Here is a 3,118-nt window from a genome sequence, read left to right on the forward strand (position 1 = left end):
CGGCACGGACCGTCGCGCACGATGCGGTAGCCGGCCCGGTCGGCAAGACAGGCATTGGCGAAGGTCTGGCGGTCGCCGCCGCGCCGGGCACAGACCGGCTCGTACTGCTTGCTGCAATATTGCGGTTCCGGCCGTGGCGGACGCGGGCGCGGCCCTGGTCCCTCATCGACGACGACGGTGCAGGCGGCAAGAATTGCCGACAGCAACAAGATGGCAAAGCCCTGCCGCGAAAAGATTGCCGCCAGAAATTTCACGATGATCTCCCACGATCGGTCCCCGGTTACCGATCCTCGCCATTCCCTTGCCAAATGCAACCCCCGTTTGAGCAAACGACAACGGCGCCTGGACCCCGCAAGGGAGGGCAACGCGCCGCCGATGTCTGGCCCATTCGTGGACCGGCTCTGGCCGATGACCCGACCGGCAAGCAAGCCTATGCCGAGCCCATCGATGCTCAGGTCAGTCGATTGATGCGTCGGGATGCGCCAGTACGGCGGCCCGCGGCGGTATCTTGCAACCATCACGTTTCCGTGCGATAAATTCCGTGTTCGGGCATTTGCGACCCGGAGAGCGGAACGTTTTGGACGACCTTTCCCCGATACTGTGAATCTCTGACGGCCCCGTTTTCGGCGGGGGGTTTGACCATGCGCCAATGCATGACTGCCGAAGCAACCACCGGGAACTGCCCTTTGCGCCAGGCGGCGGGCGGGACCACCAAAGACTGAACGGGTGAAGGAGTTTCCCCAATGGCCCAGACCGGCACCGTTAAATTCTTCAACGCGACCAAAGGCTTCGGTTTCATCACGCCCGATGGTGGCGCCAAGGATGTGTTCGTCCATATCTCCGCGATCGAAGCCTCCGGCTTGCGCACGCTCGTTGACGGCCAGAAGGTCACCTTCGACGTCGAGCCGGACCGCATGGGCAAGGGCCCCAAGGCCGTCAACCTCCGCGCAGCCTGAGCCATCGGCGCGCCGCATATCAGTCGGACGTGCGACGGAGGCTCCACGCCTGCACCTGGCCTGGAGAGGGATCTGAATTTTGAAAGGCGCGGCGATCTTCGTCGCGCCTTTTGCTTATCAAAGGCGCGGGCCAGTGCATGTCGCCCCAGCGGCTAGGTTCTGGGCAACGACTTGCATGAAGACAAAGACCCAAAGCATGCCGCAACGTGGTTTAGACGCCCGCAAAACTTTCCCTTGCCGATGACGCTAAAATAAAGGACAAATTTCCACTCGGGCATTTGCCGGCCCGAGACTGGAGTTTATGGGACAAAGGAGCTTCCCATGCCGCAGACCGGCACCGTCAAATTCTTCAACCATGCCAAGGGCTTCGGCTTCATCACGCCCGATGATGGCGCGAAGGATGTTTTCGTCCATATTTCAGCCGTGCAAGCGTCCGGTCTTCCCGGTCTCGAGGATGGCCAGAAAGTGTCGTTCGACACCGAGCCGGACAAGCGCGGCAAGGGTCCCAAGGCCGTCAACCTGTCGGTCGGCTGAGCCGGCTTCAAACCGGCGATCCCGGGCAGATCGCTGCCTTGAGAGCCTATGGTTTTTGACGTCTGTTTTGAAAAACACGTAAAAATCCGTTCAGCCCCCGTTCAGCCACGGTCGCATATTAGTCTTCGGTAAAGCCGGACCGCATCCCCCCGAGAACTATCCGGGCTGGCACGAAGGAGACCGACATGAACCGAATTTTCAAGACAGCCGTCCTGGCCGCTGCCGTGGTCGCAACCACGCTCACGGCCTTGCCCGCCGCCAATGCGCGCGACTGGCGCCGTCATCATGGCCATCACGGCAATGGCGATGCCATTGCCGCCGGCGTGCTCGGCTTGGCGGCCGGCGCGCTGATCGGTGGTGCATTGGCCAATGACCGGCCGCCGCCCTACGCCGACCGCTACTACGATGACGGTTACGATCGTGACGTGGTGATACGCCCGGCCCCGGTGCGCCGCTACTATGCGGAGCCGCGGGTGGTCTACGCCGATCGCTATGCCGAGCCGTGGACGCGTGACTGGTACGAATACTGCTCGGACCGCTACCGCAGCTTCAATTCCCGTACCGGCACGTTCACCGGCAATGACGGTGAACAGCATTTCTGCACTGCCAATTAAACCAAGGCTTCCCTGCCCCAAAACAGAAAAGCGCTGACCGCAAGGCCAGCGCTTTTTTGTTGTGGTCTCTACAATGTCAACGGTCTGCTTGAGCTGATGAAAAACAGCTACGGTTCCGAGACTGGTTCAAGTCAAAAACGGATTGGTCCGCCTCTCTTCGCCAAAACGTCCGCCGGGACCGTGGCCACAGATGAAGCCGATGTCGTCGCCGAGCGGCAGGAGCTTGTCCTTGATCGAAGCGATCAGCGCCGCGTGGTCGCCACCTGGCAGGTCGGTGCGGCCGACCGAACCGCGGAACAGCACGTCGCCGACATGGGCGAACTTGGCCGCGCGGTTGTAATAAACGACGTGACCTGGTGCATGGCCGGGGCAGTGCAGCACCTCGAACACATGGCCACCGAACGACACGGTCTCGCCTTCGGCCAGGAACCGGTTGGGCACGCAGTTGCGCGCTCCGGCGATGCCGTAGCGCTTGCCCTGGTTTTCCAGATTGTCGAGCAGCGACTTGTCGGCCTCATGCGGACCGATGATCTCGACGCCGAGCGCCTCCTTCAACTCCATTGCGCCGCCAGCATGGTCGATGTGGCCATGCGTTATCCAGATAGCTCCGGCTGAGATCGCATTGTCGTTCAGCACCGCCAGCACCTTGTCGATATCGCCGCCCGGATCGACGACGACGCCATGCTTGTCATCCATGTCGAACAGGATGGTGCAATTCTGCTGGAACGGTGTGACCGGCACGATGCCGGCATTGAGCTGACCCATGATCGTCCTTTCGATGTTCACGGGTGATGTAGAGGCGCCGACAAAGGGCGTCCACCCCTCGAAAGGCGAACAATCGGTAGCCCCAAAACGGAAATGGGCGGCCGAAGCCGCCCATTTGAAAAGACCGAAACGGCCCCCTACTTCTTCATGGCGCCCATGACCGCGCCGAGAATGGCGGTCAGGATCGCGCCACCACCGGCGCCGCCGACGATGTTCTGCAGGTTCAGCGCACTGCCGAGACCGCTCGTT

At 61.6% G+C, this 3,118-nt stretch carries 5 protein-coding genes; 3 read left to right on the forward strand and 2 right to left on the reverse strand.

The genetic code is table 11. The annotated features are described in order from the left end of the window. On the reverse strand, positions 1–254 hold a 254-nt coding region (locus tag EN943_RS36255; protein WP_245476109.1), incomplete at its 3' end, for a Kazal-type serine protease inhibitor. Between the two features lie 489 nt (positions 255–743). On the opposite strand from EN943_RS36255, the gene EN943_RS36260 reads away from it, so the two are divergent. The 3 genes from EN943_RS36260 (at position 744) to EN943_RS36270 (ending at position 2,104) form a co-directional block, all read left to right on the forward strand. Further along, positions 744–956: a cold-shock protein gene (locus tag EN943_RS36260; protein WP_006202520.1), complete on the forward strand. Its 213-nt coding sequence runs from the start codon at positions 744–746 to the stop codon at positions 954–956. A 321-nt stretch (positions 957–1,277) separates the two neighbouring features. Further along, entirely contained in the window at positions 1,278–1,490 is a 213-nt protein-coding gene (locus EN943_RS36265) for a cold-shock protein (protein WP_013530020.1), read from the forward strand. Between the two features lie 185 nt (positions 1,491–1,675). Further along, a complete protein-coding gene (locus EN943_RS36270) occupies positions 1,676–2,104 on the forward strand; it encodes a BA14K family protein (protein WP_127416533.1) in 429 nt (142 codons plus the stop codon). A gap of 126 nt (positions 2,105–2,230) precedes the next feature. On the opposite strand, the gene EN943_RS36275 is transcribed toward EN943_RS36270, so the two are convergent. Next, positions 2,231–2,869 (reverse strand): MBL fold metallo-hydrolase, encoded by a 639-nt coding sequence (locus EN943_RS36275; RefSeq protein WP_127416534.1) that lies wholly within the window; start codon positions 2,867–2,869, stop codon positions 2,231–2,233. Between the last annotated feature and the right edge of the window lie 249 nt (positions 2,870–3,118).

Origin of the sequence: Mesorhizobium sp. M7A.F.Ca.US.006.01.1.1, from assembly GCF_003997935.1 — a bacterium.
Lineage (GTDB): Bacteria > Pseudomonadota > Alphaproteobacteria > Rhizobiales > Rhizobiaceae > Mesorhizobium.